Annotated in this window: 29 protein-coding genes; 10 read left to right on the top strand and 19 right to left on the bottom strand. The window is 71.6% G+C overall.

The window, feature by feature from the left end; genetic code table 11:
• Positions 1-382 precede the first annotated feature (382 nt).
• On the bottom strand, positions 383-1,033 hold the full coding sequence (locus ACZ4A5_RS24075) for a DNA-3-methyladenine glycosylase (protein ID WP_467587839.1): 651 nt from the start codon (positions 1,031-1,033) through the stop codon (positions 383-385).
• 62 nt (positions 1,034-1,095) lie between these two features.
• Here ACZ4A5_RS24075 and ACZ4A5_RS24080 point away from each other — a divergent pair, with 62 nt between their 5' ends.
• A complete protein-coding gene (locus ACZ4A5_RS24080; RefSeq protein WP_467587844.1) occupies positions 1,096-1,878 on the top strand; it encodes a sporulation protein in 783 nt (260 codons plus the stop codon).
• 62 nt (positions 1,879-1,940) lie between these two features.
• Here the strand turns inward: ACZ4A5_RS24080 and ACZ4A5_RS24085 are convergent, their stop codons facing one another.
• Together ACZ4A5_RS24085 and ACZ4A5_RS24090 are read right to left on the bottom strand one after the other, a co-directional pair.
• The gene (locus ACZ4A5_RS24085; protein ID WP_467587847.1) at positions 1,941-2,372 is read right to left on the bottom strand and encodes a barstar family protein; all 432 of its coding nucleotides are present in this window, start codon (positions 2,370-2,372) and stop codon (positions 1,941-1,943) included.
• Complete coding sequence (locus ACZ4A5_RS24090; RefSeq protein ID WP_467587850.1) at positions 2,369-2,848, bottom strand: guanyl-specific ribonuclease; 480 nt, start codon at positions 2,846-2,848, stop codon at positions 2,369-2,371. Before ACZ4A5_RS24090 ends, ACZ4A5_RS24085 begins: the two co-directional genes overlap by 4 nt.
• 82 nt (positions 2,849-2,930) lie before the next feature.
• On the opposite strand from ACZ4A5_RS24090, the gene ACZ4A5_RS24095 reads away from it, so the two are divergent.
• Positions 2,931-3,470: a YbhB/YbcL family Raf kinase inhibitor-like protein gene (locus ACZ4A5_RS24095; RefSeq protein WP_467587855.1), complete on the top strand. Its 540-nt coding sequence runs from the start codon at positions 2,931-2,933 to the stop codon at positions 3,468-3,470.
• Between the two features lie 362 nt (positions 3,471-3,832).
• Positions 3,833-4,342, top strand: a complete 510-nt coding sequence (locus ACZ4A5_RS24100; RefSeq protein ID WP_467587858.1) for an HNH endonuclease — start codon at positions 3,833-3,835, stop codon at positions 4,340-4,342.
• Between the two features lie 48 nt (positions 4,343-4,390).
• Here the strand turns inward: ACZ4A5_RS24100 and ACZ4A5_RS24105 are convergent, their stop codons facing one another.
• From ACZ4A5_RS24105 to ACZ4A5_RS24120, 4 genes are all read right to left on the bottom strand, one after another.
• A complete protein-coding gene (locus ACZ4A5_RS24105) occupies positions 4,391-5,164 on the bottom strand; it encodes a sulfite exporter TauE/SafE family protein (protein WP_467587861.1) in 774 nt (257 codons plus the stop codon).
• 122 nt (positions 5,165-5,286) lie between these two features.
• Positions 5,287-6,243, bottom strand: coding sequence for an SPFH domain-containing protein (locus ACZ4A5_RS24110; RefSeq protein WP_467587864.1), 957 nt, complete (start codon positions 6,241-6,243; stop codon positions 5,287-5,289).
• Positions 6,244-6,390: 147 nt separating this feature from the next.
• Positions 6,391-6,813 (bottom strand): NfeD family protein, encoded by a 423-nt coding sequence (locus tag ACZ4A5_RS24115; RefSeq protein WP_398867054.1) that lies wholly within the window; start codon positions 6,811-6,813, stop codon positions 6,391-6,393.
• Between the two features lie 69 nt (positions 6,814-6,882).
• Complete coding sequence (locus ACZ4A5_RS24120) at positions 6,883-7,674, bottom strand: ABC transporter ATP-binding protein (protein ID WP_366007904.1); 792 nt, start codon at positions 7,672-7,674, stop codon at positions 6,883-6,885.
• Positions 7,675-7,797: 123 nt separating this feature from the next.
• Here ACZ4A5_RS24120 and ACZ4A5_RS24125 point away from each other — a divergent pair, with 123 nt between their 5' ends.
• Positions 7,798-8,592, top strand: coding sequence for a hypothetical protein (locus ACZ4A5_RS24125; protein ID WP_467587871.1), 795 nt, complete (start codon positions 7,798-7,800; stop codon positions 8,590-8,592).
• A gap of 85 nt (positions 8,593-8,677) precedes the next feature.
• On the opposite strand, the gene ACZ4A5_RS24130 is transcribed toward ACZ4A5_RS24125, so the two are convergent.
• From ACZ4A5_RS24130 to ACZ4A5_RS24145, 4 genes are all read right to left on the bottom strand, one after another.
• Positions 8,678-8,932, bottom strand: a complete 255-nt coding sequence (locus tag ACZ4A5_RS24130) for a chaplin (protein ID WP_467587874.1) — start codon at positions 8,930-8,932, stop codon at positions 8,678-8,680.
• Positions 8,933-9,111: 179 nt separating this feature from the next.
• The gene (locus ACZ4A5_RS24135) at positions 9,112-9,348 is read right to left on the bottom strand and encodes a chaplin (RefSeq protein ID WP_467587877.1); all 237 of its coding nucleotides are present in this window, start codon (positions 9,346-9,348) and stop codon (positions 9,112-9,114) included.
• 152 nt (positions 9,349-9,500) lie between these two features.
• Complete coding sequence (locus tag ACZ4A5_RS24140; protein WP_467587880.1) at positions 9,501-10,148, bottom strand: response regulator; 648 nt, start codon at positions 10,146-10,148, stop codon at positions 9,501-9,503.
• Positions 10,141-11,286, bottom strand: coding sequence for a GAF domain-containing sensor histidine kinase (locus ACZ4A5_RS24145; protein WP_467587883.1), 1,146 nt, complete (start codon positions 11,284-11,286; stop codon positions 10,141-10,143). Before ACZ4A5_RS24145 ends, ACZ4A5_RS24140 begins: the two co-directional genes overlap by 8 nt.
• A gap of 215 nt (positions 11,287-11,501) precedes the next feature.
• Between ACZ4A5_RS24145 and ACZ4A5_RS24150 the strand changes: the two genes are divergently transcribed.
• Together ACZ4A5_RS24150 and ACZ4A5_RS24155 are read left to right on the top strand one after the other, a co-directional pair.
• Entirely contained in the window at positions 11,502-12,203 is a 702-nt protein-coding gene (locus ACZ4A5_RS24150; protein WP_467587888.1) for a nitroreductase family protein, read from the top strand.
• A gap of 343 nt (positions 12,204-12,546) precedes the next feature.
• On the top strand, positions 12,547-13,254 hold the full coding sequence (locus tag ACZ4A5_RS24155; protein WP_467587891.1) for a transglycosylase SLT domain-containing protein: 708 nt from the start codon (positions 12,547-12,549) through the stop codon (positions 13,252-13,254).
• A 79-nt stretch (positions 13,255-13,333) separates the two neighbouring features.
• On the opposite strand, the gene ACZ4A5_RS24160 is transcribed toward ACZ4A5_RS24155, so the two are convergent.
• Positions 13,334-15,943: an ABC transporter ATP-binding protein/permease gene (locus ACZ4A5_RS24160; protein WP_467587894.1), complete on the bottom strand. Its 2,610-nt coding sequence runs from the start codon at positions 15,941-15,943 to the stop codon at positions 13,334-13,336.
• A gap of 220 nt (positions 15,944-16,163) precedes the next feature.
• On the opposite strand from ACZ4A5_RS24160, the gene ACZ4A5_RS24165 reads away from it, so the two are divergent.
• The gene (locus ACZ4A5_RS24165) at positions 16,164-17,855 is read left to right on the top strand and encodes a streptophobe family protein (RefSeq protein WP_467587896.1); all 1,692 of its coding nucleotides are present in this window, start codon (positions 16,164-16,166) and stop codon (positions 17,853-17,855) included.
• A gap of 83 nt (positions 17,856-17,938) precedes the next feature.
• A complete protein-coding gene (serB, locus tag ACZ4A5_RS24170; protein ID WP_467587899.1) occupies positions 17,939-19,171 on the top strand; it encodes a phosphoserine phosphatase SerB in 1,233 nt (410 codons plus the stop codon).
• A 275-nt stretch (positions 19,172-19,446) separates the two neighbouring features.
• Here the strand turns inward: serB and ACZ4A5_RS24175 are convergent, their stop codons facing one another.
• The 4 genes from ACZ4A5_RS24175 to ACZ4A5_RS24190 form a co-directional block, all read right to left on the bottom strand.
• Complete coding sequence (locus ACZ4A5_RS24175) at positions 19,447-19,965, bottom strand: SixA phosphatase family protein (RefSeq protein ID WP_467587902.1); 519 nt, start codon at positions 19,963-19,965, stop codon at positions 19,447-19,449.
• A gap of 78 nt (positions 19,966-20,043) precedes the next feature.
• Positions 20,044-20,247, bottom strand: a complete 204-nt coding sequence (locus ACZ4A5_RS24180) for a hypothetical protein (protein ID WP_467587905.1) — start codon at positions 20,245-20,247, stop codon at positions 20,044-20,046.
• A gap of 167 nt (positions 20,248-20,414) precedes the next feature.
• Complete coding sequence (locus ACZ4A5_RS24185; RefSeq protein ID WP_361528238.1) at positions 20,415-20,537, bottom strand: SGM_5486 family transporter-associated protein; 123 nt, start codon at positions 20,535-20,537, stop codon at positions 20,415-20,417.
• Positions 20,538-20,578: 41 nt separating this feature from the next.
• Positions 20,579-21,871, bottom strand: coding sequence for a CynX/NimT family MFS transporter (locus ACZ4A5_RS24190; RefSeq protein WP_467587911.1), 1,293 nt, complete (start codon positions 21,869-21,871; stop codon positions 20,579-20,581).
• Between the two features lie 39 nt (positions 21,872-21,910).
• Between ACZ4A5_RS24190 and ACZ4A5_RS24195 the strand changes: the two genes are divergently transcribed.
• Entirely contained in the window at positions 21,911-22,582 is a 672-nt protein-coding gene (locus tag ACZ4A5_RS24195; protein ID WP_467587914.1) for a FadR/GntR family transcriptional regulator, read from the top strand.
• 3 nt (positions 22,583-22,585) lie between these two features.
• Here ACZ4A5_RS24195 and ACZ4A5_RS24200 read toward each other — a convergent pair whose 3' ends face one another.
• From ACZ4A5_RS24200 to fabG, 3 genes are all read right to left on the bottom strand, one after another.
• Complete coding sequence (locus ACZ4A5_RS24200; RefSeq protein WP_467587917.1) at positions 22,586-22,918, bottom strand: hypothetical protein; 333 nt, start codon at positions 22,916-22,918, stop codon at positions 22,586-22,588.
• A gap of 147 nt (positions 22,919-23,065) precedes the next feature.
• Positions 23,066-23,836 (bottom strand): enoyl-ACP reductase FabI, encoded by a 771-nt coding sequence (gene fabI, locus ACZ4A5_RS24205; RefSeq protein ID WP_467587920.1) that lies wholly within the window; start codon positions 23,834-23,836, stop codon positions 23,066-23,068.
• A 5-nt stretch (positions 23,837-23,841) separates the two neighbouring features.
• Positions 23,842-24,561, bottom strand: a complete 720-nt coding sequence (fabG, locus tag ACZ4A5_RS24210; RefSeq protein WP_467587924.1) for a 3-oxoacyl-[acyl-carrier-protein] reductase — start codon at positions 24,559-24,561, stop codon at positions 23,842-23,844.
• A 223-nt stretch (positions 24,562-24,784) separates the two neighbouring features.
• Here fabG and ACZ4A5_RS24215 point away from each other — a divergent pair, with 223 nt between their 5' ends.
• The gene (locus ACZ4A5_RS24215; RefSeq protein ID WP_467587927.1) at positions 24,785-26,320 is read left to right on the top strand and encodes a TldD/PmbA family protein; all 1,536 of its coding nucleotides are present in this window, start codon (positions 24,785-24,787) and stop codon (positions 26,318-26,320) included.
• Positions 26,321-26,390 lie beyond the last annotated feature (70 nt).

Here is a 26,390-nt window from a genome sequence, read left to right on the forward strand (position 1 = left end):
ACGGACGCTTCCTTTGTACTCACCCTCTCGGGCTTTCCTCCGGGCGCTTCCCTTCGGTATTTCGTGTTTCCAACCTTACCAGATCCGTTTTCCGTGCCCCCCGCTTCCAGAAGAAGCAGTCGGTTCGGAATTCATTTCCGGCCCCCTGTTGGAGCGGGGTTTCTCGCGCCTTCCGGCGTGTCCACCACTTTAGCGGCTTTCCCGTGCGGCTCCTAATCGAGCCGATCGAGTCATATTTCGGCACAGCGAAATAAGACCCCGATCCGGGGTGGTCCTCGTCAGTAGTGGTTGTGCCGCCGACCGGTCCGCGCACAAGGCGCCGTCCGTCTCAAGCGGCTCGGGCTACGTTAGGTCTTCCGCGGCCCGGAGTCAAGCACCGTTCCTACGCGTCCCTCTTGCCCCGGTGGCGCGGCACATGTGCGCGGTAGGGACTGACCGTCGGGTCGCCGTCCGCCCAGAAGCGCCACGGGTGGGTCGCGCCCTCGCCGCCCACTCCCGTCCGGGGGCCGCTGCGCAGCCGGCCGGGGTGGATCGGGTGGCCCGTGAGGAGGGACAGCGGTGCGTCGGGGCCCGCGCAGAGATCGGCGCCGTTGAGGCTGCGGTCGACGTCGAGCGCCGTGGCCAGGCGTGCCGGGCCCTGGGCGAGTTCGCGGTCCTTCCGTGCCTTCGGGCGTCGCTCGCGGGCGAGCTCCGCGCCCTTGAGTACCTCGCCGGCCCGCAGCAGGACTCCGCTCGCCGTGCCTTCCGGGCCGCAGACGAGGTTCAGGCTGAACCACATGCCGTAGATGAAGTAGACGTACGCATGACCCGGGGGTCCGAACATCGCGGCGTTCCGCTCGGTACGGCCGCGGTAGGCGTGCGAGCCGGGGTCCGCCTGGCCCGCGTATGCCTCGACCTCCGTGATGCGGAGCTCGATCGATCCGGCCGGGCTGGTCCGTACGAGGGTGCGGCCGAGCAGGTCGGGGGCGACCTCCAGCACGGGACGGTCGAAGAAGTGCCGGGCGATTGGCATACGGTCAGGCGCGGCGATCATGCTGATCGAGCGTACTGGAAGGGCCCGTGAGACGGGCGGGCTCGGGGAGGAAGAAGAGGGGCATGGGGTTCAAGAAGCTGCTGGCGAGTCTGGGGGCCGGGGGTGCTTCGGTCGAGACGGTGCTGTTCGAGGAGAACGTCCTCCCCGGCGGGGTCGTCCAGGGCGAGGTGCGGATCGAGGGCGGTTCGGTCGCGCAGCGGATCCAGGGGCTGTCCGTGGGGCTCCAGGCCCGGGTGGAGGTCGAGGGCGGCGAGGAGGAGTACAAGAAGGACGTCGAATTCACCCGTGTGCAGCTGGGTGGCGCCTTCGAGGTGCAGGCCGGTGCGGTGCACGTGGTGCCGTTCGGGCTGGAGGTGCCTTGGGAGACGCCGGTGACGACCTTCCTGGGGCGGCACCTGACCGGCATGCGGGTCGGTGTCACCACTCATCTGGCGATCGCCCGGGCCGTGGACTCCAGCGACCTGGATCCGGTGCACGTGCATCCGCTCCCCGCTCAGCAGGCGATCCTCGACGCGTTCGGCCGGCTGGGCTTCGCGTTCAAGAGCGCGGATCTGGAGCAGGGCCATATCTCCGGGACGCGGCAGCGGCTGCCCTTCTATCAGGAGATCGAGTTCCGGGTGCCGTCGCAGTACCGCGGCCTGGAGGAGGTCGAGCTGTCGTTCGTCGCGGACGACCGCGAGATGGATGTGGTGCTGGAGATGGACAAGAAGTCCGGGCTCTTCAGCGAGGGCAGTGACACATACCGCTCGTTCACCGTCGACCTGTCGTCGTACGGACAGACGGACTGGGCCGCCTACCTCCACCAGTGGCTCGCGGAGGTCGGCGGCGGGCGCAACTGGTTCTGACCGGGGCCGTCGCCCGCGCCGTACGGGCCGGAAGGAGACCGGTCCGTACGGCGGGTGCGAGGTCAGCCGAGCAGGACCGCGAGAGGTGACTCGCCGTCGGCCCAGTAGTCGACGGCGTCGCCGAGGACCGCCTCCGCCGTGCGGGCGTCCTCGGGGGCCGCCTCGCGGAAGGCGTCCCAGCCCTCCGCGAGGAGGAGGTAGCCGCGGGCCTTGCTCTCGTCGCGCCACCAGGAGAGGTCGGTGAGGCAGTCGGCGAGGGCGTCCCAGTTGTGGCCGAACCACTGGGGGAAGTCGAGGGCGGTCGCGCAGCGGTCGAGGAAACCGGCCTTGCCCGTCACTCCCCCCAGCGGCACGGTGGCCGTCCGCCAGTCGGCCTCGGCGGCGAGCGAGATGACGCGGGATGCGGTCTCGGTGGGCGGCAGCCGGTAGAGCCCCGGCGGGACGGTGCCGATGAAGAGGCCGGTGAGGCCGGGTGCGGGCAGTGGGCCGGTCATGGTTTTACCACCGCTTCGAAGGTCTCGTAGTGGTCGCCGGTGTAGAAGCGCTCGGCGTGGTTCCCGGTGATGATGCGGCGCGCGCCGCGGGTGCGGGAGCCGGGGGTGGGGACGGTGTACTCGTGGTAGTAACCGCGGGCCTGCTTCGGCAGCCGGTTCTCGTAGTTGCCGAAGACGGTGCCGTCCTTGTCGTACGGGAAGGGGCCGCCCTTGTCGATGAGTTCGAGGGTCTTGCGGGCCTCGGGGGGCAGCCGGTCCGGGGTGATCGTCCGCATGCCCTTCGCCCAGGCGGGGGCCCCGGCGGAGCCCGGGGTGTCGCGCGCCGGGCTCGCGGTCGAGGTCGTCTTCCCGCTCTTGTGGCCGCCGGACGAGCAGGCGGGCAGCAGGAGCAGGGGCAGGGCGGCGAGGAGGGCGGTCAGCGCGCGCAGGGCGCGCCCGGCCGGTCGTCGGCGGGAGAGAAGAAGCTGTCGGAGCACACTCCGTATGGTCGCAGCCCGCGCGGGCGGTGCCTGGTTAGGCTGGCGGTTTCATCGTCCGCGCGCAGAAGGAGGCACCGAAGTGCCCGAGCAGAAGCGACCGCCGCTCCCCCATGAATTCCACCCGCCGGTGGCCTCGTTCACGGTGGTGAGCGATGATCTGACGCCCGGTGGGACGCTGGGCGACGCCCAGGTCTTCTCCGGGGGCAATCTCTCGCCGCAGTTGCGCTGGGAGGGGTTCCCGGAGGGCACGAAGAGCTTCGCCGTGACGTGCTTCGACCCGGACGCGCCGACCGGCAGCGGCTTCTGGCACTGGGTGCTGTTCGACCTTCCGGTGTCGGTGACGGAACTGCCGGCCGGGGCGGGCAGCGGTGAGCTGAAGGGGCTGCCCGAGGGCGCCGTCCACGCGCGCAACGACTACGGCACGCGGGACTTCGGCGGTGCCGCCCCGCCGCCCGGCGACGGCCCGCACCGCTACGTGTTCACGGTCTACGCGGTGGACAAGGAGAAGCTGGGCCCGGACGCCGACGCGTCGCCCGCGGTCGTGGGCTTCAACCTGCGCTTCCACACCCTGGGCCGGGCGCAGTTGATCGGTGAGTACGAGGCGCCGGCCGCCGGCTGAGGCCCGTACCGGCGGGGCCGACCGGAAAATCCGTTGCGCCCCGCCGCCCCGGATCGCACAGTGGTGCGTGGCTGACGGCTCCGCATGGCCGTCGGACAGTGGACACCGCAGTGGCGGGGGCGGCGGGGCGCGCGTGCGCCGGCCGCCTGCCGGAGGCCGGCATCGCGCCGGGCGGCCGCGTCCGCTGTCGTACGCTCCGGGCCCTGTGACACACGGGGGAAGGGTCCGGAGCGTCCCCCCCCCGTTTTCCTTGTTCTTCAACTCCCTTTCATCGCACCGAAATTACGTTGTCTGCCGATCTGTCCAGGGGCACAGTTGAGCCATCTTTGCCGCTGGGGCGGGGACGGGCCGGGAGGTGTGCGATGCGGGAGACGTTGGTGCTCAATGCGAGTTTCGAGCCGTTGGCGACGGTGTCGCTGCGGCGTGCGGTGGTGCTCGTGCTCCAGGGCAAGGCCGTGGTCGAGCAGGCGCGGCCGGGACGGCGGGTCCGGGCGTCGGCGGTCGAGGTTCCGGTGCCTCAGGTGATCAGGCTCCGCCGGTACGTACGGGTGCCGTTCCGAAGACGGGCTCCGTGGTCGCGGCGCGGGGTGCTGGTGCGGGACGGGCACCGGTGCGCGTACTGCGGCCGGCGGGCGACGACGGTGGACCACGTGGTGCCGCGCTCGCGCGGGGGCGAGGACAGCTGGCTGAACACGGTCGCGGCGTGCGCGGAGGACAACCACCGCAAGGCGGACCGTACGCCGGAGCAGGCGGGGATGCGGTTGCTGGCCGCGCCGTTCGAGCCGACCCCGGCGGACGCGCTCGTGCTCGCGCTGGGCGCGCGGGAGGGGTTGCCGGAGTGGCTGGCGGGCCGGGTGGCGGTGTCCGTCTGAGCGGTGAGGGGCCGGGGGGACTGTCCCCCCGGCCCCTCACCGTTTTCGTCAGTGCTTCAGCAGCATCTGCGCGATGGCCACGACGCCGACCACGACGATGACGCCGCGCAGCGCGGTGGGCGGCAGACGGCGCCCGATCCTGGCGCCCAGCTGGCCGCCGAGGGTGGAGCCGGCGGCGATGAGGAGCACGGCGGTCCAGTCGAAGTCGGCGACGAAGAGGAAGAAGAGCGCGGCGACGCCGTTGACGACGACGGCGAGGACATTCTTGAGGGCGTTGACGCGCTGGAGGTCGTCGCGGAGCAGCAGGCCCATCAGGGAGAGGTAGAGGACGCCCTGGGCCGCGCCGAAGTAACCGCCGTAGGCGCTGGCCAGCAGGAGGCCGAGGAGGAGGGCGACGCCGCCGTCGGTGGGGGCGTCGGCGGTGCCGTTGCGTTCGCGGCGGCGGGCGAGTGCCCGGGCGAGCCGGGGCTGGAGGACGACGAGGAGCAGTGCGAGGCCGATGAGGGCGGGCACGATCGTGTCGAAGGCCCTGGAGGGGAGCGCGAGCAGCAGGATCGCTCCGGCGAGGCCGCCGATCAGGGCGGTGAGACCGAAGCGGAGGACGCGGCGGCGCTGGCCGCGCAGTTCGCGGCGGTAGCCGATGGCGCCGCTGACGTTGCCGCTGACGAGGCCGAGGGTGTTGGAGACGTTCGCGGTGATCGGGGGGAGGCCGACGGCGAGGAGCACCGGGAAGGTGAAGAGGGTGCCGGAGCCGACGATGGTGTTGATGGTGCCCGCGCCGATGCCTGCGGCGAAGATCGCGAGTGCTTCCCAGATGGACAAGGCCATCTCCTTCATGGTCAGTGTGTCGCCTCCCCGCCCTGAGGGGGTCGAGGGGCCTTACTGATCATGCAGGAAGGGTCCGGCGTCCGTCGAGGGTCGCTGACCTGGCGCGGAGCCGGGCGTCAGTCGATGGGCGGCTGCTCCCGGCGGGGGGTCTCCTTGGTGACCTTCGGGCTCTGGCCGCCGCCGGAGCGCGACGGGCCCATGGGGCCGAAGTTCCCGACGGCGCCGCTCAGGCCCTTGAGCGCGTCGCCGATCTCGCTGGGCACGATCCAGAGCTTGTTGGCGTCACCTTCGGCGATCTTCGGCAGCATCTGGAGGTACTGGTAGGAGAGCAGCTTCTCGTCGGGGTCGCCGGCGTGGATGGACTCGAAGACCGTGCGGATCGCCTGGGCCTCGCCCTCGGCGCGCAGGGCGGCGGCCTTGGCCTCACCCTCGGCGCGCAGGATCGCGGACTGCTTCTCACCCTCGGCGGTCAGGATCTGGGACTGCCGGATGCCCTCGGCGGTGAGGATCGCGGCGCGCTTGTCACGGTCGGCGCGCATCTGCTTCTCCATCGAGTCCTGGATGGAGGTGGGCGGCTCGATCGCCTTGAGCTCGACGCGGTTGACGCGGATGCCCCACTTGCCGGTGGCCTCGTCGAGCACGCCGCGCAGAGCCGCGTTGATCTCCTCACGGGAGGTCAGGGTCCGCTCCAGGTCCATGCCACCGATGATGTTGCGCAGGGTGGTGACGGTGAGCTGCTCGATGGCCTGGATGAAGCTGGAGACCTCGTACGTCGCGGCGCGCGCGTCGGTCACCTGGTAGTAGATGACGGTGTCGATGTTGACGACGAGGTTGTCCTGGGTGATCACCGGCTGCGGCGGGAACGGCACGACCTGCTCGCGGAGGTCGATGCGGTTGCGGATGGAGTCGATGAAGGGGACGACGATGTTCAGACCGGCGTTGAGGGTCCGGGTGTAGCGGCCGAAGCGCTCGACGATGGCGGCGCTGGCCTGTGGGATCACCTGGACCGTCTTCATGAGGGCGATGAAGACGAGCACCACCAAGATGATCAGGACGATGATGATCGGTTCCATCGTGGCTCCCCGTGCCTGTCGGTGTTGATCTCTCCGGTGAAGTCTTTCAGAACGCGGCGTCGCCGTGCAGGTAATGAGGGCATATCAAGCCGTGCGCGGGTCGTTTCCGGGTGTGCCCCGCCGTGGCGCGGGGGCGGTCGGCGGCGGTCACAGCACGAGGGCCGTCGCGCCGTCGATCTCGACGACGTCCACCTGCTGGCCCGCCTCGTAGCTGCGCTCGGCGTCGTAGGAGCGCGCGGACCAGATCTCGCCGGCGAGCTTGATGCGGCCGCCGTTGCCGTCGACCCGCTCCAGGACGATCGCCTGGCGGCCCTTCAGGGCGTCGACGCCGGTCTCCAGGGCGGGGCGCTGGGAGCGGTGGCGGTTGGCGATCGGGCGGACGACGGCGATGAGGGCGACCGAGACGACGGCGAAGACGACGAACTGGCTGACGGCACCGCCCCCGAGCCGGTCGGTGACGGCGGCGGCCACGGCTCCGACGGCGAGCATGCCGAACTCGGGCATCGCGGTGACGACGAGCGGAATGCCCAGTCCGACGGCGGCGACCAGCCACCACACCCATGTGTCCACGTGTTCATGGTAGGCGTGGCGGCGGCCGCCGGACAGTGCGCGGGGACGGGCGCGCGGTGGGACGAGGGGTCAGGAGAGGGGCAGGCCCTGGGCCGTCCAGCGCTGTCCCTGACGCTCGACGACCAGGGGGAGGCCGAAGCAGTGGGAGAGATTGCGGGAGGTGAGCTCGAGCTCGACGGGGCCGGCGGCGAGCACCTTGCCCTGACGGATCATCAGGACGTGGGTGAAGCCCGGCGGGATCTCCTCGACGTGGTGGGTGACCATGAGCATCGAGGGGGCGAGGGGGTCGCGGGCGAGGCGGCCGAGGCGGCGCACGAGGTCCTCGCGGCCGCCGAGGTCGAGGCCGGCGGCGGGCTCGTCGAGGAGCAGCAGCTCGGGGTCGGTCATCATCGCGCGGGCGATGAGGGTGCGCTTGCGCTCGCCCTCGGAGAGGGTGCCGAACTTCCGGTCCAGATACTCCGTCATGCCGAGGACGTCGAGGAAGGCGCGGGCGCGCTGCTCGTCGACCTCCTCGTAGTCCTCCTGCCAGGTGGCCGTCATGCCGTAGGCGGCGGTGAGGACCGTCTGCAGGACGGTCTGGCTGCGCGGCAGCTTGTCGGCGAGGGCGATGCCGGCCACGCCGATGCGGGGGCGGAGCTCGAAGACGTCGACCGCGCCGAGCTTCTCCCCCAGGACCTTGACGGTGCCCGTGGTGGGGAAGAGATAGCTGGAGGCGACATTGAGGAGGGTGGTCTTGCCGGCGCCGTTGGGGCCGAGGATGACCCAGCGCTCCCCTTCCTTGACCGACCAGGAGACCTGGTCCACCAGAGCCCGGCCCTCGCGGACCACGGATACGTCCACCAGTTCCAGCACTTCGCTCATGAGCGCGTTGTCTCCCATTGCAGTGTCGTCGTCGCTTGCGCCTGTAAGGCCAAGCCCCCAGGGACAGCCCCCAGGGAAGAACTTACGCCACCCGTTGTCGGTGCCGGTCCTTAGGCTGGGGCCATGCTCGACGAACACCGTTCAGGACGGCTCACTGCGTGGGGAAATGCCCTCATTGCCGGATTCACCTCTCCCGATGACGCCGCGCACCGGATCACGGGTGACGACGCCGTGCACCGCGTCACCGGTCTGCCCGGGGAGTCCGGGCCGGTCGGCCTGACGCTGGCTCTCGGCCGGCTCCGCGCGCTCGGGGCGACGGGGCTGCGCCTCGCACTGCCGGTGCCCGGCCATCCGCTGGGCCTCAGCGGGCCGCCGGAGTTCAACGCGCGGGCCCTGGAGGCCGAGGAGGCGGTCATCGCGTGCGGTGCCGCCCTGGGCCTTGTGCCGGAGGTCTACGAGGCGGGCCCGGCCGGTGATGTGCACGTGGAGGTGGTGTGGCACTGCCTGCCCGTGCGCGAGGCCCCGCCCGCGGACGTGCCCTCGCTCGGCGAGGCCGAGCGGGAGCTGGCGGAGGCGCTGCGCGACGCGACCGAGGCGCTCACCCGGCTGGATGTGGCGGGCTCGGGCCCGGTGGCCCAGGCTGCGTTGGAGGCCTATCGCGCACGGGCCGAGCGGGGCCGCGAGGTGCTCGCTCCCGGATATCCGCCGCGCGCGGTGCGGGTGCTGGAGCTGGCGCAGCGGGTGGGCGCGCTGATCTCGATCGCGTACGCGCCGGGGGACGGCCAGGGCCGTGAGCACGGCGGTGCGGTCAGCGCGTCGGAGATGACGGCGCGGGCCCAGGCGCTGCGACCGGTGGAGCGGGTCGCCCGGCGGGCACAGGTGGCGGCGTACAACGCGATGGTCGAGCGGCGGGTCTGAAAAACCCTGAGGACACCCGAGGGCAGCGGCAAGGCCCCGCGAGGATCGCGGGGCCTTGCCGGTCCCTGAGGCGGCGCGCGTCGAATCAGGAGTTGACGCAGGTGTTGCCGAACGTCGGGTTCAGGATCGCGAGCAGGATGTCGATGGTGTTGCCGCAGACGTTGAGCGGCACCTGCACCGGGATCTGGATGACATTGCCGGAGATGATGCCGGGCGAACCCTTGGCGACGCCGTCGGCGAGGGCGCCGTCGAAGTCGTGGGCGCCGGCGGCGCCGACGGAGGCGCCGAGCGCCATGCCCGTCGCGGCCAGGACGAGGGCAACCTTCTTGGCACTGTTCATGGAGGGGTCTTCCTTCTGCTGATGTCCTTGACGACCCCAGCCGCGGGGTCGCGTAGATATGAACGCCAGCGCACCGCCGATGGCACGGCCATCGGCGGTGTTTGCCCTCATTCGGACGAGTGATCGCCCCCGTCTGCCCGGACCCGCAGCCGCGCGGAGCCGGGCAGACGATACGTCGACTACTTGTTGACGCAGAGGTTCCCGGACGCCGGGTTGAGCACGCCCACGACGCTGACGGTGTTGCCGCAGGCGTTCAGGTCCACGCCGACCGGCACCTGGACGACGTTGCCGGAGGCGACGCCGGGGGACTGCTCCGCCTTGCCCTCGGCCGAGTTGGCGGAGGCCGCACCGGCGCCCGCGAGCGCGAGACCGCCGATGGCGATCGTGACAGCAGCGGCCTTCTTCATGTTCTTCACTCTTCTGATGACCTTCCTGGAACGTTGCCACGGCCAGCCGCCGCGGTACGCCATGGAAAACGGGTCACGGACGGTCAGGTTGCGGGGCCAGGTGGACCACCACACGACCGTATGAATCTCTGATCTGAAGACGACGTTCCGCTTACCCGCGATCAGGCTCCGATGCCATGTCGGACCGCCCACAGGGCCGCCTGGGTGCGGTCGGCGAGGTCCAGCTTCATCAGGATGTTCGACACGTGGGTCTTGACAGTCTTCTCGGACAGGACGAGGGCGCGGGCGATCTCGCGGTTGGACCGGCCGTCGGCGATCAGGGCGAGCACCTCCCGCTCGCGCTCGGTGAGCGCGTTGCCTCTCCCCTGGCCGTTGCCCGCTTCCTCCTGGGACAGCAGGGCGCCCGCCACCTCGGGCTGCAGCAGGACGTGCCCGGCGTGCACGGACCTGATCGCACCGGCGAGGGCCTCGGGGTCCACGTCCTTGTAGACATAGCCCGCCGCGCCGGCCCGCAGGGCGGGGATCACGGTCCGCTGCTCGGTGAAGCTGGTGACGATCAGCACCCGGGCGGGGTTGTCGAGCTCCCGGAGCCTGCGGAGCGCCTCGATGCCGTCGGTGCCGGGCATCTTCACGTCCATGAGGACGACGTCGGGGCGCAGCTCCTCGGCCCGCTCCACGCCCTCGGCACCGTCGGCGGCCTCCCCGACCACCTCGATGTCGTCCTGGACCTCCAGGAACGTCCGCAGGCCCCGGCGGACCACCTGGTGGTCGTCGACCAGCAGCACCCGGATCGCGCTTTCCTCAGCCACCTGGCACCTCCATCTCGATCGCGGTGCCCTTCCCGGGCGCCGAGGTAACGGTCAGACTGCCGCCGACACCGGCCGCCCGGTCGCGCATGGACACGAGTCCGAGGTGGCGGCCCGCCCGGCGGACGGTGCCGGGCTCGAAGCCACGGCCGTCGTCGGTGACGCACAGCCCGGCGCCCTGGCCGACGCGGGTGAGGGTGACGTCCACGTGCTCGGCGCCGGAGTGCCGCAGGGCGTTGTGCAGGGCCTCCTGGGCGACGCGCAGCAGCGCCTCCTCCTGGGCGGCCGGCAGGGCCCGTACGCCGTGGGAGGCGAAGGTGACGTGGGCCGTGTGGGCCCGGTCCAGGACCTGGACCTGGGTGCGCAGGGTGGCGACGAGCCCGTCCTCGTCGAGGCCCGCGGGGCGCAGCTCCACCACGGCGGCGCGCAGCTCGTCGGCGGCCTCGGCGGCGAGCCGGGCCACCTCGTGCAGCTCGTCCTTGGCGCGCGCGGGGTCGCGGTCGACGAGCGCGGTGGCGGCCTGGGCGGTCAGGCGCAGGGAGAAGAGCTTCTGGGCCACGGCGTCGTGCAGCTCGTGGGCGAGGCGGGCGCGCTCCCCGGCGATGGTGAGCTCGCGGCTGCGCTCGTAGAGCCGGGCGTTGGTGAGGGCTATGGCGGCGTGCTGGGCGAGGACGCCGAGGAGCTCCTCGTCCTCCGTGGTGAAGGCGCAGCCGCCGGCCGGCTTGGGACACCTCTTGTTGGCGAGGAAGAGGGCGCCGAGGATCTCCTCGCCGTCGGCGACGGGCATGCCGATGAAGTCGCTCATGTCGGGGTGGGCCTCCGGCCAGCCCTCGAAGCGGGGGTCCTCGCGGACGTCGCCGAGGCGCTGCGGGGTGGCGTCGTGGAGCATCGCGGCGAGGATGCCGTGCTGCCGGGGCAGCGGCCCGATGGCCTTCCACTGCTCCTCGCTGACGCCGTCGACGACGAACTGCGCGAAGCCGCCGTGGTCGTCCGGCACGCCGAGCGCGGCGTACTCGGCGTCCAGGAGTTCGCGGGCGGAGACGACGATCGTCTTGAGGACGTCGTGCACCTGGAGGTGCCTGCTCATGGCGAGGAGCGCGGTGCTCACGGCGGTGAGGCCGGAGCGTGGGCCGGTGGTCATGTGGTCACGGTACCGAGGTGGGTCAGGGGGCGTATCGGGCCGCCGGAGGCCCGGGCCCCGGACCGGCGGCCTAGGTCGGAGGTCCCGGTCCGCCCCCCGATCCGCCCTGGTCGGTCCCTGATCCGGGCCGGTCCGGGCCGGTGGATGCGGAGAGGTCGGCGGGCGATTTCCGCGATCCGCCCCGCACGGCCGCCGTCGCGGACCAGACTCGGAGCATGTCTATACCAACGACACAGTGGACACCGACCCACGGCGATCCCTACCGGCCGGTGCCCTATCGCCCCGAGCGGATGCCCGCCGCCGAGTCCCTGGCCCGCGCCGCCGAGCTGCGCGAGCGGATGGACCGGCGCAGGACCGTACGGCAGTTCTCCACGGACCCGGTGCCGGAGCAGGTGGTCAGGGACGCGATCGCGTGCGCGGCCACCGCGCCCTCCGGGGCGCACCAGCAGCCGTGGACGTTCGTCCTGGTGAAGGATCCCGAGGTGCGGCGGCGGATCCGCGCGGCCGCCGAGGAGGAGGAACGGATCTCCTACGACGGGCGGCTGGGCGAGGAGTGGCTGGCGGCGCTGCGGCCGCTGGGCACGGACGAGGTCAAGCCGCACCTGACGGACGCGCCCGCCCTGATCGTCGTCTTCCAGCAGCGGTACTGGCTGGGCGCGGGCGGTGACAAGCGCAAGCACTACTACGTGGACGAGTCGGTGGGCATCGCGGTCGGGATGCTGCTCTCGGCGCTGCACCTGTCGGGGCTGGCGGCCCTGGTGCACACGCCGAGCCCGATGCGGTTCCTGTCCGAGGTGCTGGGGCGGCCGGTGAACGAGAAGGCGTTTGCGGTGATCCCGGTCGGGTATCCGGCCACGGACTGCGAAGTGCCGGACCTGGTCCGCAAGAGCCTGGACCAGGTGCTGGTGGAGATCTGAGCAAACGATCACATACGCAAAGCTCCAGGGCGCTCACACCGGGTGAGGCACGGCTGTCCCCGGTGTGAGCCCCGGCATAGGACGCAGATCACCTACGACCCGGACTAGTGGATGTGTAAGGCCGCCGTAAGCGGGTAGCCGGGGCGATTCCGCCCTGTTCCGGCACCCCCGCGCGAGCCCCTCCGCAACGAAGCCGGGTAGTACGTCACACCTTTGCCACAGCATTTTGCGGCCGCTAACAATTGCCCAGTCGCAGGGCGCCGTCGATCGAGACGCGGCGCTCATTCGAACGCGCCGATCCGGGCCACTGCGACTCAAGCGATTGGAAGAGGTTCAGCTCAGCATGCGCTCCCCCATCTCCGGCTATAGCCGTCTGACGAAGGTCCACAAGTTCTCCGCCGCCGGCATCGCCGCGGCGGGTGTCGCAGCCCTGGCGTTCGCGGCCGTCCCCGGCGGCAAGGCCGACGCCGACACCCAGTCGATCGCGGTCAAGCCCGTCGCGTGGAGCGCCTCCGCCCTCGGCGTGCAGGACCAGCAGGAGCAGCTCGGCAAGCAGTCGGACAACGCCGCCAAGCTGGCGAAGAGCGAGGCCGAGGCCAAGCAGAAGGCCGAGGCCGACGCCAAGGCGAAGGCCGACAAGGAGCGGGCCGACAAGGAGGCCGCGAGCCGTTCCGAGGAGCGCAAGCCGGTCCAGGCCGCCCCCGCCCCGGCCCCCGCGAAGAAGACCTACGCCAACAACCTCGACGGCTGGATCAACGAGGCGCTCGACATCATGCGCGCCAAGGGCATCCCCGGCACCTACGACGGCATCAAGCGCAACATCATGCGTGAGTCGACGGGCAACCCCCAGGCGATCAACAACTGGGACTCCAACGCCGCCGCGGGCATCCCCTCCAAGGGTCTGCTCCAGGTGATCGACCCGACCTTCAAGGCGTACCACGTCGACGGCACCTCCTGGGACATCTACGACCCGGTCGCCAACATCACCGCCGCCTGCAACTACGCGGCCAAGGTGTACGGCTCGATGGACAACGTCAACTCCGCCTACTGAGCGGCCTCGACGGACAGCACGAACGCCGAAGGGCGGCACCCGGTCCGGGTGCCGCCCTTCGGCGTTCGTGGGGGTGGCGTTACTTGCGCATGACCTCGGGCTCGTGGCGGCGCAGCAGCCGGACGACCGCGAAGCCGCAGAGGACGCCGAGGGCGATGAGGACGACCACGTCGATGCCCCACTGGCTCGCGGTGTGCGCCCACAGCGGGTCGACGTTGTTGCGGTCGTTCTTGTCCATCGGCGCCATGATGTGCGACAGGTCCAGCGTCGCGGCGAGGCCGCCGATGGCCCAGCGGGCCGGCATCAGCCAGGCGAACTGCTCGATGCCGGGCGAATCGTAGATCTTGAACATGATGCCGGTGAAGACGACCTGGACGATCGCGAACATCACCAGCAGCGGCATGGTCTTCTCGCTGGTCTTCACCAGGGAGGAGATCACGAGGCCGATCATCATGCAGGTGAAGCCGAGCGCGGTGATCACGAGGCAGAGCTCGACCGCGGGCACGGAGGTGAGGATCAGGCCCTGCTCGGGCAGCTTGCGGACCGAGAAGCCGATGGCGCAGATGAGGACGGCCTGCACCGCGGTGATCGCGCCGAGGACGACGACCTTGGACATCAGATACGCGGAGCGGGACAGGCCGACGGCGCGTTCCCGTTCGTAGATGACCCGTTCCTTGATCAGCTCGCGCACGGAGTTGGCGGCTCCGGAGAAGCACATGCCGACCGCGAGGATCAGGATGATCGTGCCGGCGTCCTGGTTGAAGTGGCCCTTGTCCGGGGGCGCGAGGCCGAAGTCGGAGGGGATCACACAGCTCACCCCGCCGAGCACCGCGGGCAGGACCAGCATCAGGCCCATGAAGCCGCGGTCCGAGGCGATGACCGAGATGTACCGGCGCATCAGGGTCCACAGCTGGGAGCCCCAGCTCTGCGGCTTGGGCGGGCGGACCATCTGCGGCTGGACGTGTACGGACTGCGGGGCGACGGCGTCGATGTCCGCGGCGTACATCTGGTAGTGCTGCGAGCCGCGCCAGCGGCCCGACCAGTCGTAGTCGCGGTAGTTCTCGAAGGCGGAGAAGACGTCCGCCCAGGTGTCGTAGCCGAAGAAGTTGAGCGCCTCCTCGGGCGGCCCGAAGTAGGCGACGGAGCCGCCCGGCGCCATGACCAGCAGCTTGTCGCAGATCGCGAGCTCGGCGACGGAGTGGGTGACCACCAGGACCGTGCGGCCGTCGTCGGCGAGGCCGCGGAGCAGCTGCATCACATCTCGGTCCATGCCCGGGTCGAGGCCGGAGGTGGGCTCGTCCAGGAAGATCAGGGACGGCTTGGTGAGCAGTTCCAGGGCGACGGAGACGCGCTTGCGCTGACCGCCGGAGAGGGAGGTGACCTTCTTCTCCGCGTGGATGTCGAGCTTGAGCTCGGTCAGCACCTCGCCTATCCGGGCCTCGCGCTCGGAGGCCGCGGTGTCGCCGGGGAAGCGGAGCTTGGCCGCGTAGCGCAGCGCCTTACGGACGGTGAGTTCCTTGTGCAGGATGTCGTCCTGCGGGACCAGACCGATGCGCTGGCGCAGCTCGGCGAACTGCTTGTAGAGATTGCGGTTGTCGTAGAGGACGTCGCCCTCGTTGGCCGGGCGGTAGCCGGTGAGCGCCTTGAGCAGGGTGGACTTGCCGGAGCCGGACGGGCCGATGACGGCGATCAGGGACTTCTCGGGGACGCCGAAGGAGACGTCCTTGAGGATCTGCTTGCCGCCGTCGACCGTGACCGTCAGGTGGCGGGCGGAGAAGGAGACGTCGCCGGTGTCGACGAACTCCTCCAGCCGGTCGCCGACCAGGCGGAAGGTGGAGTGGCCGACACCGACGATGTCGTGGGGGCCGATGAGCTGCCGGCTGACCGGCTGGCCGTTGACATAGGTGCCGTTGTGGCTGCCGAGGTCGACGATCTCGAAGCGGCCGTCACCGGTGGCCCGGAACTCGGCGTGGTGCCGGGAGACCTGGAGGTCGGAGACGACCAGCTCGTTCTCCAGGGCACGGCCGATGCGCATCACACCGCGGCCGACGGCCATCTGGTGGAAGCTGGTCGGGCTGCGGTCGCCGTAGACCGGCGGGGCGCCGCCGCCCTGCGGCGGGGTGCCACCGTGCGCCGGCGGCTGCTGCGCGGGCTCCGGCGCCTGCTGCGGGACATACGCCTGCGGCTGCTGCTGGTGCGGCTGCTGCTGGTGCTGCTGCCAGGCGTCCTGCCCTTGCTGCTGGTAGGGAGGCTGCGGCTGCTGCCAGCCGGCCCCGGGTTGCTGGTGCTGCGGCGGCTGGTGGTGCGCCGGAGCCGGCGGGGCGGCCATCGCGGTCTGCGCGCTGTAGAGATCCGGGGCGGGGGCTCCGACGCCGGCACCGGCACCGGCGGCGGCGAGATTCAGCCGCGGGCCGTCCGTCGCGTTGCCCAGGTGCACGGTCGAACCTGGGCCGATTTCCATCTGGTGGATCCGCTGCCCCTGCACGTATGTGCCATTGGTGCTGCCGTGGTCCTCGATGACCCAGCCACGCCCGCCCCACCGCACGGTGGCGTGCCTCCATGAGACGCGAGCGTCCTGCAAGACCATGTCACCCTGCGGATCGCGCCCCAGGGTGTACGACCGGGACGGATCGAGCGTCCAGGTCTGTCCATTCAATTCCAGTACGAGTTCCGGCACTCCATGCCCCACTACTTGTCCCCCGATGAGCCCCCTGCACAGGGAGTCTAGGGATGGCGAACATCGGGAGGAACTATTTCAGGCACAGTCCCCGAACCGAAAGTCGGGGACGGGCGCGACCCCTCGACGAGCGCCGTTGACGGACCCGAAACACACCCTGAGAGTGGTTACCACCACGGATACGTACGGATCATGCGGATCCGGGCAGCGCGGTGGGATCGGGGGGTCCGTGATGATCGGGAAAAGGCGTGGGCGCAGGATCGGCTCCCTCTCCACTGCGGAACTGATTCTTACCTCAATAGCCGCTGTGAGCTGGGCTTTTCTTGCTATGGCGGGAATTGCGGCGCTCGGGCTGCATTTACTCGGTGCGGATACGGCGGGTGCATTGGGTCCGATGACCGCGGCCGCCGTCGTCCTCGCGGTGGGCGGCTCCGTCACTCCTTCGGGCGATCTCGAAGCCTTCGGTCTGAAGGGCGCCGCGGCGCACAGCGCCATCGAAATCGCGCCACTGGGCGTGAGCCTGGCGGGCGCGCTCCTGCTGGGCCTGGTCTTCGCGCGGTCGCTGCGCACCGCCGGTGCCACGCTGCCGCCGCGCGAACTCGCCCTGCGGGCGGGCACGGTGGCCGTGCTCTTCCTGCTGCTGCTCGGCGGGCTGGCCTGGGTGGGCTCGGACACGGTCACGATCGACGGCAGCGGGCTCGGCCTCGGTGGCACGAACGGCGGTGGTGGCCTGGTGATCCCGGGGCTCGGGGACATCGGGAACATCGGCGGCGGGCTGCCGGACCGGCTCGCCGGGCTGGCGCGGGCCAAGGCGTCGGTGGGCTTCTCCGTGCGGACCGGCCCCTCGCTGCTCGGCGGGGCGGTGTGGGTGCTCGGCGTCCTGCTGATCACCGTGCTGGCCGCCCGGCGCGCACCGCTGCCGCGCCGCTGGGAGGTGCTGCACCGGGGCGTGCGCCCGGCGGTCTCGGCGCTGTGCACGGTGCTGGTCCTCGCGGTCGGCGCGGGGCTGGCGGCGGCGGTCTACGCGGCGACGGTCGACGCCCACCCCGGGCGGGTGCTGGGCGCGGCGCTGCTCGGGACACCGAACGGGGTGTGGCTCGGGGTGCCGCTGGGGCTCCTGGTCTCCTGGCGGGGCACGGCCACCGGCGCGCTCGTCCAGGTGCTGCCGTCGCCGCTGGACGACCTGCTCAACGCCAGGGCCGACGAGCCGGTGACCTTGGGGCGGCTCGCGGAGCTCGACAGCCGGGCGTGGCTGCTGGGGTTCGCCTGCGCGCTGCTGATCCTCGCGGCGGGGGTGCTCACCGCGGTCCGCACGCCCCGGGGCGAGCTGGGCCTCCTGGCCTTCGCGGGGCGCTGCGCGGTGTCACTGGGCGTGGCGACCGCGCTCGCGCTGCCGCTGCTGGTGCTGGCGACCCGCGTCAGGGCGGACGCGGGCCTGTCGGTCCTGGGCTTCGACGCCGCCGGGGCGGGCCTGGAGCTGACGGGCGACGCTCCGATGGCCCTGGGCCTGGGCGCGCTGTGGGGCACGGCCGCCGGGGCGGCGGGGGGCCTGCTGGCCTGCGCGGTGGGGGCGGCGGGAAGGCGCGCGGTGCGGCCCGGCGGCGGGCGCGCGGGTGCCCGTACGTACCCTGACCTGGCCTATCTGCCGGGCCCTTACAACCCTTCACCGGTCCACCGGCCCGCGCGGGACGAGACGAACCCGTACAGGCGACCCGCGCGGGACGAGACGAATCCGTACATGCGGGAGCCAGGGAGCCCCCAGGCCGACAGCCCCTACACCGCGCCGACGCAGCCGGCGATGCCCAAGCCACCGCCCCGGCCGCGCCGGGGGTACGGCTACGGTGCGCCCGCCCCCGGAGAGGGCCCGCCGCCTCCGGGACGGCCGCCCGGAGCTCCGCCCGGGCGGCCGGACGGACAGAGTTAACGCGCCGTAGCCCTGTTCTTCGCCGTCCGGTCGGCGGGACAGGTGTACGGATCCCCCGCGGGGCCGGATACGGTGGGACCACCATGAGCGCATCGCAGACCTCGCCTGCCACCGCCGTCACCGGCGACGACGAACCCACCCTCCTCGTCAAGATCTTCGGGAAGGACCGGCCGGGCATCACCGCCGGGCTGTTCGACACGCTCGCCGCGTTCGCCGTCGACGTCGTCGACATCGAGCAGGTCGTCACCCGAGGGCGCATCACCCTCTGCGCGCTGGTCACCGCCCCGTCGGGCGGGGGGCCGATGGAAGGTGAGCTGCGGGCGACGGTGCACAGTTGGGCGGATTCGCTGCACCTCCAGGCGGAGATCATCTCGGGCCGGGGCGACAACAGGCCGCGTGGCACGGGGCGTTCCCATGTCACGGTGCTCGGCCACCCGCTGACCGCCGAGTCGACGGCCGCGATCGCGGCCCGGATCACCGGCACCGGCGGCAACATCGACCGCATCTTCCGGCTCGCCAAGTACCCCGTCACGGCAGTCGAGTTCGCCGTCTCCGGCGCGGAGACCGAGTCCCTGCGGACCGCGCTGGCCATGGAGGCCGCGGCGCGTGGGGTGGATGTGGCGGTCGTGGCGGCCGGGCTCCAGCGGCGGGCGCAGCGCCTGATCGTGATGGACGTCGACTCGACGCTGATCCAGGACGAGGTCATCGAGCTGTTCGCGGCGCACGCCGGGTGCGAGGCGGAGGTCGCGGAGGTGACCGCGCAGGCGATGCGCGGCGAGCTGGACTTCGAGCAGTCGCTGCACGCCCGGGTGGCGCTGCTGGCCGGGCTCGACGAGTCCGTGGTGGACAAGGTACGGGCCGAGGTCCGGCTCACTCCCGGCGCCCGCACCCTGATCCGTACGCTCAAGCGGCTCGGCTATCAGGTGGGCGTGGTCTCGGGCGGGTTCACTCAGGTCACGGACGACCTGCGGGAGCGGCTCGGCCTGGACTTCGCCTCGGCGAACACCCTTGAGGTCGTCGACGGCCGCCTGACCGGCCGGGTCACCGGCGAGATCGTGGACCGCGCCGGCAAGGCCCGCCTCCTGCGCCGCTTCGCCGCGGAAGCGGGGGTTCCGCTCGCGCAGACGGTGGCGATCGGTGACGGTGCGAACGATCTGGACATGCTGAACGCGGCGGGGCTGGGGGTGGCCTTCAACGCGAAGCCGGTGGTGCGGGAGGCTGCGCATACGGCGGTGAATGTGCCGTTCCTGGACACGGTGCTTTATCTGTTGGGCGTGACGCGGGAAGAGGTTGAGGCGGCGAATACGCACGAGTGATGGGGGCGGTGGGTTCGGGTTGCTCGCCGTTGCTTTGTGCGGGTTTGTGGCGCCTGCGGCGGGCTTTTTCCCCTACCCGCCCCTTCCCGAAACCGGGGAGACCCCGGACCCCAGCGCCCTTCGGGCGCGTCCTCAATCGCCGGACGGGCTGAATACTCAGCCCGTCCGGCGATTGAGGACAACGCGCGAAGCGTGTTGCGGGGTCTGGGGCGCAGCCCCAGTTCGGGAAGGGGCGGGGCTGGGGAAAAGCCCGCCGCAGGCGGCGGCAGGGCTACCTACGCGTGCGGCGGCCAGAAAGCCGTCAAGCGGCAGCCGCCGGGTTCGACCGACTTCCACGAGCCCGTGAGCGTGAGCACCGCGATCGACGCCGTCGGGAACGCCGTCCGGTTCAGGCGGGCGAGCGCGTCACCCTCCGCGCTTCCCGCGAGCGCGTCCGCCAGGCCGTGCATGCCGGGGTTGTGGCCCACGAGCAGCAGGTCCGCCACATCGTCCGGCGTCTCGTTGATCACGGCGATGAGCTCGCCGACCGACGCCTCGTACAGCCGGTCCTCGTAGACCGTGCGCGGGCGCTGCGGCAGCTCATGGACGGCGAGCTTCCATGTCTCGCGGGTGCGGGCGGCGGTGGAGCAGAGGGCCAGGTCGGGGATGATGCCGGCGGAGGCGAGCCGGCGGCCGGCGATCGGGGCGTCCTGGCGGCCGCGGTCCGCGAGCGGGCGGTCGTGGTCGTCGACGTCAGGCCAGTCGGCCTTGGCGTGGCGGAGGAGGACGATCCTGCGGGTCGGTTCGGCGCTCATGCTTTCCAGCTTCGCATGAAAAGGGCGGCGAGGCGCGGGGTGTTGGGAGGCCGTTCCCCCCTCGGTGGCACGTGCGAGCTACCCGCCGAGCGTGTGCTGGACGAAGTCGGCGACGCGAGCCACGGAGGCCATCGCGCCGCTCGTCGCGTGGGCCTCCGACGACGCCGGCGAGGCCAGCACGAGGAAGAGGGTCACGAAGGCCACTGCCGGGAGCAGGAGGCCCCACCACGGCAGTCTGGTCTGCACGGGGCCGTGCGTCCGGTGCTTCGTGCCGGCGGACATGAGGTTCTCCTCCGCGTAGGTCCGTGGGTCACCGCGCCTCGCGGTGTACTACGAACCTACGGAGAACGGCGTCCCGCTCCCATCCGGTGAACCACCCACTTACCCCTGAGCGGGCCCCCCTAGGGGACGGGGGTTAGCCCCCCTCCCTCCTGCGGGAAACCGCCGGGTCAGGGTGAGGCGAGGGTCGCGATCACCGCGATGACGACGGTGATCGCGAGCATCGCGCCGAGGATGGCGAGAAGCGTCTTCTGGCCGTTCTTGGGATTCGGGTCGAGCACGGGCTGCTGCATTCCACCAGTGTCGCACCCCCGCCCGGCGGCTTTCGGCCGGGTCAGATCTCGTCCTCCACCGTGCGGTCGCGCCCGGCCAGCACACCCGCCACGATCTGAGGCACCATCAGCGATGCCATCAGGGCGATCGGCCAGTTCCAGCCACCGGTGGCGCCGTTGAGCCAGCCCACGAGCAGCGGGCCGGGGATGGAGATGAGATAGCCGACGCTCTGGGCGAAGGCCGACAGCCGTACGACGCCCGCGCCGGTGCGCGCCCGCATGCCGATCATGGTGAGGGCCAGCGGGAAGGCGCTGTTGGAGATGCCCAGCAGCACCGCCCACACCCACGCCCCGCCCGCCGGGGCCAGCCACAGGCCGGTGTAGCCGGACAGCCCGAACACGGCGAGGACGACGACCAGGACGCCCTGGTGGGAGAGGCGGGCGGCGACGCGCGGGAGGATGAAGGACAGCGGTACGCCCACGACCATCGTCAGGGCGGAGATCAGACCGGCGGTGGAGGCGGAGACCCCGGCGTCCCGGAAGATCGCCGGCAGCCAGCCCATGACGATGTAGGCGCCGGTGGCCTGGAGGCCGAAGAAGATGCCCAGCGCCCAGGCGGTGGGGCTGCGGGTGATGCTCGCGCCGACGGCGGCGGGCGCGGCGCCGGGCGCGGGAGCGGCGTCCTCGCCCGTACGCCCGCGGGCGCTGATCGCCAGCCAGGTCAGCGCCGCGACGGCGGCGAGCACGGCCCAGGAGAGGAGGCCGAGCCGCCAGCTGCCGCCCAGCGCGTGGGTCAGCGGCACGGTGACGGCCCCGGCGATGCCCGCGCCGCCCGCGACGGCCATGGAGTAGAGGCCGGTCATCGTCCCGACCCGGTCGGGGAACCAGCGCTTGACGACGACCGGCATGAGGACGTTGCTCACGGCTATGCCCGCGAGCGCGAGGGCGGACAGGACGAGGAAGCCGGGGACCCCGCCGAGGAAGGGCCGCAGCACCAGTCCGGCGGCGATGGCCGTCATCCCGGCGCAGACCACCGCGGCCGGCCCCCAGCGCCTGGCCAGCCGGGGCGCGGCGAGGCCGAAGAGGGCGAAGCACAGCGCGGGCACGGACGTGAGCAGCCCGGCGAGCGCGCCGCCCATGCCGAGCCCGGCCCGGACCTCCTTCATCAGGGCGCCGAGGCTGGTGACGGCGGGGCGGAGGTTGAGCGCGGCGATGACGAGGCCGGCCGCGAGGAGCCTGGCCTGCCAGCCGACGGGGGCGCGCCCGGCCGCCGGGGCAGGCTCGGGGGTGCCGGGGGCCGGGGTCGGTACGGCGGTGCCCGCCGTCGTGACTTCTTCGTCTGCCGTGTGTGCCATAGCGGCATCATAGAATCATGGGATGAATGGAGCACGACAATGCCGTTGACCTCTCCCCGCCGCTCCCCGCTCGTCGACCAGGTGATCGCGGAACTGCGCAACCAGATCACGTCCGGCGAATGGCCCGTCGGCTCGCGCATCCCGACCGAGCCCGCGCTCGTGGAGCAGCTCGGCGTGGCCCGCAACACCGTGCGGGAGGCCGTGCGCGCCCTGGCGCACAACGGCCTGCTGGACATCCGCCAGGGCTCGGGCACCTATGTCCTCGCCACCAGCGAGCTCGCCGGGGTGATGAACCGCCGCTTCGCGCAGGCGGACCCGCTGCACGTGGCGGAGCTGCGCAGCGCCCTGGAGACCCAGGCGGCCCGGCTGGCGGCCCGCAGGCGCACCGAGCAGGACCTCGCACAGCTGACGGCGCTGCTGGAACGGCGCGAGGAGGCGTGGCGCTCCCAGGACGCGGAGCGGTTCGTGGAGGCCGATGCCACGCTGCACACGGCGGTGGTCTCGGCGGCGCACAACGAGGTGCTGGCGGAGGTGTACGCGGATCTCGGCGGGGTGCTCCGCCAGTTCCTGCGCGCGGACGTCGGCACCGACATGAGGCCCGAGGGGCTGGCCGATCACGGCAGGCTGGTGGCCGCGATCAGGGACGGTGACGAGCGGACGGCGGAGGAGGAGGCGGGCCGCTATCCGTACGGCTGCCGGGGCGTGCGCTGAGGGTCAGCCGGGGTCGTGCGTCACCCAGGCGTGGCGTATGCCCAGCCAGCAGCGCTGGGTGAGGGAGATGTGGCGGGCCGGGGTGACCTCGGCGGGCGCGGTGTCCATGTCCGGGTCCCACCAGCGGACGCACTCGATGTGCAGCTGCACACGATCGATGGTGGAGTTGCCGTTGAAACAGTCGGCCGTGGCGTGCGAGCCCCGGATCCGGACGCCGCACTCGGCCTCCCTCGTGGCGACCGGCGCGGGCGCCGCGAGGGCGGGCGGGCACACGGCACCGACCAGGGCGGCACCGGCGAACAGCAGGGCCGCCGTCCGGCGGAGCGGGAAGTTCATCTCCGCACCTCCTCCCGTCCCCAACAGTGTGCGGGCGATGGGCGAGGTTCTCGACTCGGGCGGTCGCTCCCCGTATGCGCGTACGCGAAGGCCGCGCGGCTGTCCACCGGACGGCCGCGCGGCCTTCGTACGCCTTGGGGCCCTGGCTCAGGCGCCCATCATGTGCACTCCGCCGTCGACGTGGACGATCTCACCCGTGGTGCGCGGGAAGAAGTCCGACAGCAGACCGACGACGCCACGGCCCGCCGGCTCCGGGTCGGTCAGGTCCCAGCCGATCGGGGCGCGGTGGTTCCAGACGTCCGCGAGCTCCTCGAAGCCCGGGATGGACTTGGCGGCCATCGACTTGAGCGGACCGGCCGAGACCAGGTTGCAGCGGATGCCCTTGGGGCCGAGGTCGCGGGCGAGGTAGCGGTTGGTGGACTCCAGGGCGGCCTTGGCCACGCCCATCCAGTCGTACTTCGGCCAGGCGATCTGCGCGTCGAAGGTCAGGCCCACGATCGAGGAGCCCTCGCGCATCAGCGGGAGCAGGGCCATGGCCAGCGACTTGTAGGAGTACGCCGAGACCTGGACGGCCGTGGAGACGTCCTCCCAGGTGCCCTCGAGGAAGTTGAAGGCGCCCTGCGGGCCGAAGGCGATGGAGTGCACGATGCCGTCGAGGGCCACGCCCTCGCCGAGGTGCTCGCGCACCTTGTCGGCCAGGCCGTCGAGGTGCTCCTGGTTGCTGACGTCGAGCTCGATCACCGGAGCGGGCTTCGGCAGCCGCTTCGCGATGCGCTCGACCAGGGAGAGACGGCCGAAGCCGGTGAGGATGACCTCGGCGCCCTCGTTCTGGGCGACCTTCGCGGCCTGGAAGGCGATCGACGCCTCGGTGAGGACGCCGGTGACCAGGATGCGCTTGCCTGCGAGGATTCCACTCATGACGTTCAGTGACCCATGCCCAATCCGCCGTCGACAGGAATGACGGCTCCAGTGATGTATGCGGCCTCGTCGGAGGCGAGGAAGCGGACCGAGGCGGCGATCTCCTCGGGCTGCGCGTAGCGCGCGAGCGGCACCTGCTTCACGATGTTCGCCCGCTGCTCGTCGCTGAGCACGCGGGTCATGTCGGTGTCCACGAAGCCGGGCGCGACGACGTTGACCGTGATGTTGCGGGAGCCCAGCTCGCGGCCGAGCGAGCGGGCGAAGCCGACCAGGCCGGCCTTGGAGGCGGCGTAGTTGGCCTGCCCCGCCGAGCCCATGAGGCCGACGACGGAGGAGATCAGCACCACGCGGCCCTTGCGGGCCCGCAGCATGCCCTTCGAGGCGCGCTTGACGACCCGGAAGGTGCCGGTGAGGTTGGTGTCCACCACCGAGGTGAAGTCCTCCTCGGACATCCGCAGCAGCAGCTGGTCGCGGGTGATGCCGGCGTTGGCCACCAGCACCTCGACCGCGCCCTGCTTCTCCTCGATCTCCTTGTAAGCCTGCTCGACCTGCTCCGGGTCCGTGATGTCGCACTTCACGGCGAGGCAGCCCAGCTCCACGAGCGCCTCCGGCGGCTCACCGGAGCGGTAGGTGATGGCGACCTTGTCGCCCGCCTCCGCGAACGCGCGGGCGATGGCGAGGCCGATGCCCCGGTTTCCTCCGGTGACGAGAACCGAGCGGCTCAAGGGATCACCCTTCCGTTTTCATCCATGGGTGCTGCTGACTACACCGAAACGTATCGGTAGTGGTCATCGAAGAGGGAATCGACCTGCGACAGGGGCTCGCCGCGCACACTGTTGGATCTCTACAGAAGCGGTGCTTCCCGGGCCCGGCCCGACGAGCGGAAACGCGGTGCGTGGGTCGCCCGGGAGGCGGCATGATTCACAGGACGACCTCCGGGAGGACCCTGTGCCCCGTTCCACGCCCCATTCCATCGACGAGTCATTCCTCGCGCTGCCGCTGCGGCCGCTCGCCGACGCCGCCCTCGCCCGCGCCCGCGCGCTCGGTGCCGAGCACGCCGACTTCCGTCTCGAGCGCGTGCGCAGCGCCTCCTGGCGGCTGCGTGACGCCCGGCCCGCGGGCTCGTCGGACGCCACCGACCTGGGCTACGCGGTGCGCGTGGTGCACGGCGGGAGCTGGGGGTTCGCCGCGGGCGTCGAGCTGACGATGGACGCGGCCGCGCGGGTGGCCGGGCAGGCCGTCGCGATGGCGAAGCTGTCGGCCAAGGTGATCGCGGCGGCCGGGTCCGACGAGAGGGTGGAGCTGGCGGACGAGCCGGTGCACGCGGACCGCACCTGGGTCTCCTCGTACGAGATCAGCCCCTTCGAGGTGCCGGACGCCGAGAAGAACGCCCTGCTCGCGGAGTGGAGCGGCAGGCTGCTGGCGGCGGACGGGGTGTCGCACACCGAGGCCACGCTGATGACCGTGCAGGAGAACAAGTTCTACGCCGACTCGGCGGGCACCACGACCACCCAGCAGCGCGTCCGCGTGCACCCGCAGCTGACGGCGACGGCGGTGGACCCGGCGACCGGCGGCTTCGACACGATGCGCACCCTCGCGCCGCCCGTCGGCCGCGGCTGGGAGTACCTGACGGGCACCGGCTGGGACTGGGACGCGGAGCTGGCGGAGCTGCCGGAGCTGCTGGCGGAGAAGATGCGCGCGCCGAGCGTCCGGCCCGGGGCGTACGACCTGGTGATCGACCCCTCCAACCTGTGGCTGACGATCCACGAGTCGATCGGCCACGCCACCGAGCTGGACCGGGCGCTGGGCTACGAGGCGGCGTACGCGGGCACGTCGTTCGCGACCTTCGACAAGCTGGGCAGCCTCCGCTACGGCTCGAAGATCATGAACGTGACGGGCGACCGGACCGCCGAGCACGGCCTCGCGACCATCGGCTACGACGACGAGGGCGTGGCGGCCCAGTCCTGGGACCTCGTCAAGGACGGCGTTCTGACCGGCTACCAGCTCGACCGCCGGATCGCGAAGCTCACGGGCTTCGAGCGGTCCAACGGCTGCGCGTTCGCCGACTCCCCCGCGCATGTGCCCGTGCAGCGGATGGCGAACGTCTCCCTCCAGCCGGCGCCCGACGGCCCCTCGACGGAGGAGCTGATCGCGGGCGTGGAGGACGGCATCTACATCGTCGGGGACCGGTCGTGGTCGATCGACATGCAGCGCTACAACTTCCAGTTCACCGGGCAGCGGGCCTACGCGATCCGCGGCGGCCGCCTCGACGGGCAGGTCAGGGACTTCGCCTACCAGGCGACGACGACGGACTTCTGGGGCTCGATGGCGGCGGTCGGCGGGCCGCGGACGTATGTGCTGGGCGGCGCGTTCAACTGCGGCAAGGCCCAGCCGGGCCAGATCGCCGCGGTCTCCCACGGCTGCCCGTCCGCGCTCTTCAAGGGCGTCAACATCCTCAACACGACGCAGGAGGCGGGTCAGTGAGCGCGCACCACGGATCCGGCCGGGGGTCCGGGGGGCGCCCCCCGGGCCAGCACAGTCTCAACACGACGCA

This window comes from Streptomyces sp. NPDC025618 (assembly GCF_055558795.1).

Excerpts from the sequence above, each read along its gene's own strand:
- fabI (WP_467587920.1), bottom strand. The coding sequence starts at position 23,836 with ATGAGTGGAATCCTCGCAGGCAAGCGCATCCTGGTCACCGGCGTCCTC.
- ACZ4A5_RS24145 (WP_467587883.1), bottom strand. The coding sequence starts at position 11,286 with ATGACCACCGGCCCACGCTCCGGCCTCACCGCCGTGAGCACCGCGCTC.
- ACZ4A5_RS24175 (WP_467587902.1), bottom strand. The coding sequence starts at position 19,965 with ATGAGCGCCGAACCGACCCGCAGGATCGTCCTCCTCCGCCACGCCAAG.
- ACZ4A5_RS24110 (WP_467587864.1), bottom strand. The coding sequence starts at position 6,243 with ATGGAACCGATCATCATCGTCCTGATCATCTTGGTGGTGCTCGTCTTC.
- ACZ4A5_RS24180 (WP_467587905.1), bottom strand. The coding sequence starts at position 20,247 with ATGTCCGCCGGCACGAAGCACCGGACGCACGGCCCCGTGCAGACCAGA.
- ACZ4A5_RS24195 (WP_467587914.1), top strand. The coding sequence starts at position 21,911 with ATGCCGTTGACCTCTCCCCGCCGCTCCCCGCTCGTCGACCAGGTGATC.
- ACZ4A5_RS24080 (WP_467587844.1), top strand. The coding sequence starts at position 1,096 with ATGGGGTTCAAGAAGCTGCTGGCGAGTCTGGGGGCCGGGGGTGCTTCG.
- ACZ4A5_RS24125 (WP_467587871.1), top strand. The coding sequence starts at position 7,798 with ATGCTCGACGAACACCGTTCAGGACGGCTCACTGCGTGGGGAAATGCC.
- ACZ4A5_RS24130 (WP_467587874.1), bottom strand. The coding sequence starts at position 8,932 with ATGAACAGTGCCAAGAAGGTTGCCCTCGTCCTGGCCGCGACGGGCATG.
- ACZ4A5_RS24150 (WP_467587888.1), top strand. The coding sequence starts at position 11,502 with ATGTCTATACCAACGACACAGTGGACACCGACCCACGGCGATCCCTAC.
- ACZ4A5_RS24190 (WP_467587911.1), bottom strand. The coding sequence starts at position 21,871 with ATGGCACACACGGCAGACGAAGAAGTCACGACGGCGGGCACCGCCGTA.
- ACZ4A5_RS24155 (WP_467587891.1), top strand. The coding sequence starts at position 12,547 with ATGCGCTCCCCCATCTCCGGCTATAGCCGTCTGACGAAGGTCCACAAG.
- ACZ4A5_RS24100 (WP_467587858.1), top strand. The coding sequence starts at position 3,833 with ATGCGGGAGACGTTGGTGCTCAATGCGAGTTTCGAGCCGTTGGCGACG.
- ACZ4A5_RS24200 (WP_467587917.1), bottom strand. The coding sequence starts at position 22,918 with ATGAACTTCCCGCTCCGCCGGACGGCGGCCCTGCTGTTCGCCGGTGCC.
- ACZ4A5_RS24085 (WP_467587847.1), bottom strand. The coding sequence starts at position 2,372 with ATGACCGGCCCACTGCCCGCACCCGGCCTCACCGGCCTCTTCATCGGC.
- ACZ4A5_RS24185 (WP_361528238.1), bottom strand. The coding sequence starts at position 20,537 with ATGCAGCAGCCCGTGCTCGACCCGAATCCCAAGAACGGCCAGAAGACG.
- serB (WP_467587899.1), top strand. The coding sequence starts at position 17,939 with ATGAGCGCATCGCAGACCTCGCCTGCCACCGCCGTCACCGGCGACGAC.
- ACZ4A5_RS24165 (WP_467587896.1), top strand. The coding sequence starts at position 16,164 with ATGATCGGGAAAAGGCGTGGGCGCAGGATCGGCTCCCTCTCCACTGCG.
- ACZ4A5_RS24120 (WP_366007904.1), bottom strand. The coding sequence starts at position 7,674 with ATGAGCGAAGTGCTGGAACTGGTGGACGTATCCGTGGTCCGCGAGGGC.
- ACZ4A5_RS24075 (WP_467587839.1), bottom strand. The coding sequence starts at position 1,033 with ATGATCGCCGCGCCTGACCGTATGCCAATCGCCCGGCACTTCTTCGAC.